Raw genomic sequence first — 3,864 nt, 5'->3', positions numbered from 1 at the left:
CATTTTGAACAAACAAACGCTATTTTAATCAAACAAAGACGATTTTAAACACACAAACGCCAAAATAACCAAGTTGTTTATCGCTAAAAGTCTGAATACGCGAAATGAAGCCCTGAGCATCTTTAATCGGGCAAATTCATTGTCATTTTGAACAAAGAAACGTCATTTTGAACAAAGAAACGTCATTTTGAACAAAGAAACGCTATTTTAAACACACAAACGTCAAAATAAGCAGGTGAGTTATTCACTACATTTATAAAATTCTGTACGTTTATCCGCGACATTTTTTTGAAAATCCACTTCTTCTTGTTGGGTGATTAATCCGCTCATACTACACCCCATAATCAACCCCTGAGCAAATCCGAATAACTGCTCAAACGTGGTTATTGAGTTGTAATGAAAATCAGTAGTAGCAAGAATGTTAATTTGCATTTTTATTAATGTTTTGGCTCTCTCTCTATCTGACATATCAACATTACCAACGAACAAATGAGGCGCGTTTTTGGCCATATCATCTGCTATTTTTGCCCTATCCTCTGCCGATGTGCGTTCGAGATATGCCGCTATTTTTTGCATTTTGTCTAAGTTCATTTTTATTAACCTATGATATTAGTAGTCTAAATATTCTCTGATCGGGCGCTTCTTAAACTGAGAAGCGTCTTTTTTAAGGCGATTAATCATCTCAAACTCCCACCCTTGCTGTGACTGTCCAGCTGGGCTAGTGGGGCTTACTAGATGATTGTATTCAGCCATAAAAGCAGGGTTGCGAACGATACGCCCTAATTGCTTGTCGCTTAGCCCTTCAGTAGTGAACATATCCGCTGTGTCCCTGTCTCTGACAACTTCTTGCATTGCATTTTTTGGCTGTGCTTTAGTTAATACCTTAAACTTAAAGCCTGCTATAGCCACGCCCTTTTTAACCTGTTCGTAGCTGATTTTTAGGTCTGATTTTTCATTAATTTCATTAACCGCATTATCAAGAACACGAGCTTTAAAGTTGCCCATAGTTTTATAATCGTTGACACCTAAACCTAGCTGTTCTCTGAATGTTTTAAGTTCAAATAATGAAGTTTTTTTAGCGGTTTTCCATTGCACTAACAACTCGTAGAGTCGTACTGAATAAATGCTTTTTAATTGTGATGTTTGCCGCAATAGATATTGTGTAAAGTACTTCTCAAGACCATGAATTCTAGATATTTCGGTTACAACGTCGTAAGTAAAACAAACCTCTATAGCCGCCTCATTATCTAAGTATTTAACACGCTGTAGCCACCGAGACTTTACAGGTTTGCCGTCTATATCATCTATAAAAGTAAAACGACGTTCGAAAAGCGTTTTCTCTGCGTCTAATATGGCTTGCCGCGCCGTCTGCCGTGATACACCAAACACGTCCGCATAGCGTGATGCTGCTATGATTAAGGGCTTGTCTGTACTTAGTCCTTCGCCTGTTTCTCGTGCATCAATAATTGCTAGCTGAATAATCCGAATTTCAATCAGTGATAGATTTTGTATAGCCATATTCAAACGATTTGACTTAACTACTGTGTCAGTTGCCATATATTCCACCTTAAACCGTATTTATATACATATATTACACTATGTATATAAATATACAATAATTTATTATGTATATAATTGACAGGTAAATGTATATGAACTGACAGGTAAATGTATATGAACTGACAGGTAAATGTATATGAACTGACAGGTAAATGTATATGAATGGGCTCGGAAAGCTTTATGATACGTGGCTTACAGCAAGCTTAAAAGCTTTTAAAAACATTAAAAACATTAAAAACCTTTTTGGTTGTTGATAACTAAGAAAGACAAAAGATAAAAAATGCCTAAAAAATAATTCATTTTTACGGTAAAAATCATCTCATTTGCTAACCGATCGCATAACGCACTGGAAACAAGAAAAAATATTAACTACGGTCGTCTACGTCCTCTAGGTGCTATAGAAACGCTCTCATTGGCTGCATTTGACGTTTTAGGGCTATCGCCTACAATATCCCTAGTCAATTCGTTTAAATCGCTCTCAGCCTCAAATTTGGACGTTTTAGAATAGTTCTGCTCCTCTGTCTCAGGGTCGTTTATGAGTTTAACGATATGTTTATGGGTCTGAGCATTATCTGCATCACTAAAAAACGTTGTAGTAACTCTAATATCCTCTCTGAAATCCCCCGTTACTAGGCTGTTTTCATTAGCGAAGCGCTCTAAAATATCTTTTTGTCTATCCGTATAAGATGATGACTCATTTCTACGACTGGAGAACAGTAGAGCTGTTTTCATGGTTAGTCTGTCAACCTCACCAATAACTCCGTTAATTCTTGGTTTTCTGTATCGAGCATTTCTATCCGCTCGTTCTGACGCTCTATCAAAAATGATTGTTCGTTCGTGAAGTTCTGTAGCTCGCTGTTTTCGGTTATCAGCGCTTGTTTTGAGCTGCTGCTCATAGGGGTTTGGGCGTTCTGATCTTCTTCTAACGCCCTGTCCAATGCGGCTATTAATTGATCTTTCCTGTTGATTTGCTTGCTCAATTTGTCGTTGAATGTATGCATCTCCAGTACTGATTGCATCAATCCATCGTTGGCTGCGCTCAATTTGTTGTTGGCTGCTAGTAATTCCGCTATTTGCTGTTTGCTCAATATGGGTTCTGTTTTCATTGTCTATAGTCCTATTATGCTGATGTCGGTAGATGGTTTTTATTGGCTGCATTTCGTCTAGTCGCCCCTCTGATGCCAGTTTCTTATTCTCGGCTGCTAGGTTTTCGTTTTTGCGTACTAGGGCTGTCGCATCTTTACCCAAATGTATGCCAGGCTTGATTTCTAGCCCAAGCTCGCGGTAGCTCTTGTGGGTCACTGGTGCTAGATTATGACGTTCTAGGCTCTGATTTTGTATATCTGCCCACTGTTCCCGAACACCTTTGAGCCAGTCGCGGTTTTTCTCTAAGAATTTTTTCTTACGAGCTGTGTCTGATAGCTCGCTGTTTGACTTGTCGCCTAGCTGCAATTGATCGCCTGAGAGTACCAATTGACGACTAAGCACCACAACATGCGCGTGTATGTTGCGCAAATCACCACCCTTGCTGTTGTCAGCTGCCTGAGTATCTGCGCTCATATCCTCGCCCTGTTTGGGGTCATGGACAAAAACCATGGCAACCACGCCCTGTTCCTCCGCCTGTTGTTTAGCGAACTCTTGAAACGCTTGTATGTTCTCCGCTTGGCTCAGTTCATGCGAACCTGCTAGGACATATTCACTAGCGAGTTTTGCGGCGGTTTTCATTTTGCCGCGTTTGGTGGTTTCGCCCTGCTCAACAAGATTGGCGACCTGTTCCAGATTTAGGTTTATTCCGGCTAGGTTTAACTGCTCGGCTAATTCATCAGGTAGTATAATTTCGCTGTGTGCGACATCGGTTTTTTTGGTGTAGTCGTGAGTGGTCGCTTTGGGATTTAGTTTATTGGTATCGGTGAATTTTGCCCCAGCTCGATAGGCAACCGCCGCCACCAAATTATGGTTATTACCTCTGCTAATAGATTTTTTTTCTAGTCTGTAGATAGCCATTTTAGCCCTCGGGTTTTTGGGGTTTGGGGTTTCCCCAACGCACGTTTGAGAAGTGACAGAATACCACACGAAGTACGGTTTTCGGTCACTTCTCGTAACTGCGCTCTTAGTCAGAGGGACTAAAAGACAAAAAAAATAGGAAATATGAAAAACTGCGCTCTTAGTCAGAGGGACTAAAAGACAAAAAAAATAGGAAATATGAAAAACTGCGCTCTTAGTCAGAGGGACTAAAAGACAAAAAAAATAGGAAATATGAAAAACTGCGCTGTATTTTTAGCTTCAAAATAAACAAAGAAACGT

General features: G+C 39.9%; 3 protein-coding genes. All 3 read right to left on the bottom strand.

Translation table 11 applies throughout. The features are described from left to right. Window positions 1–240: 240 nt before the first annotated feature. The 3 genes from ACT3QP_RS14280 to ACT3QP_RS14270 all read right to left on the bottom strand — a co-directional run bounded on the left by ACT3QP_RS14280 (window position 241) and on the right by ACT3QP_RS14270 (window position 3,564). Complete coding sequence (locus ACT3QP_RS14280) at window positions 241–591, bottom strand: hypothetical protein (protein WP_443556501.1); 351 nt, start codon at window positions 589–591, stop codon at window positions 241–243. 18 nt (window positions 592–609) lie between these two features. After that, entirely contained in the window at window positions 610–1,557 is a 948-nt protein-coding gene (repM, locus tag ACT3QP_RS14275) for a replication initiation protein RepM (RefSeq protein ID WP_443556503.1), read from the bottom strand. Window positions 1,558–1,929: 372 nt separating this feature from the next. Then, complete coding sequence (locus ACT3QP_RS14270) at window positions 1,930–3,564, bottom strand: MobA/MobL family protein (RefSeq protein WP_444525968.1); 1,635 nt, start codon at window positions 3,562–3,564, stop codon at window positions 1,930–1,932. Window positions 3,565–3,864 lie beyond the last annotated feature (300 nt).

Origin of the sequence: Psychrobacter sp. AOP7-B1-24 (assembly GCF_052376215.1) — a bacterium.
Taxonomy (GTDB): domain Bacteria; phylum Pseudomonadota; class Gammaproteobacteria; order Pseudomonadales; family Moraxellaceae; genus Psychrobacter.
This window is presented reverse-complemented; position numbering and strand designations above follow the sequence as displayed.

Bases quoted from the DNA above. Each gene is read 5' to 3' on its own strand.
- ACT3QP_RS14280 (WP_443556501.1), bottom strand. From the start codon at position 591: ATGAACTTAGACAAAATGCAAAAAATAGCGGCATATCTCGAACGCACA.
- repM (WP_443556503.1), bottom strand. From the start codon at position 1,557: ATGGCAACTGACACAGTAGTTAAGTCAAATCGTTTGAATATGGCTATA.
- ACT3QP_RS14270 (WP_444525968.1), bottom strand. From the start codon at position 3,564: ATGGCTATCTACAGACTAGAAAAAAAATCTATTAGCAGAGGTAATAAC.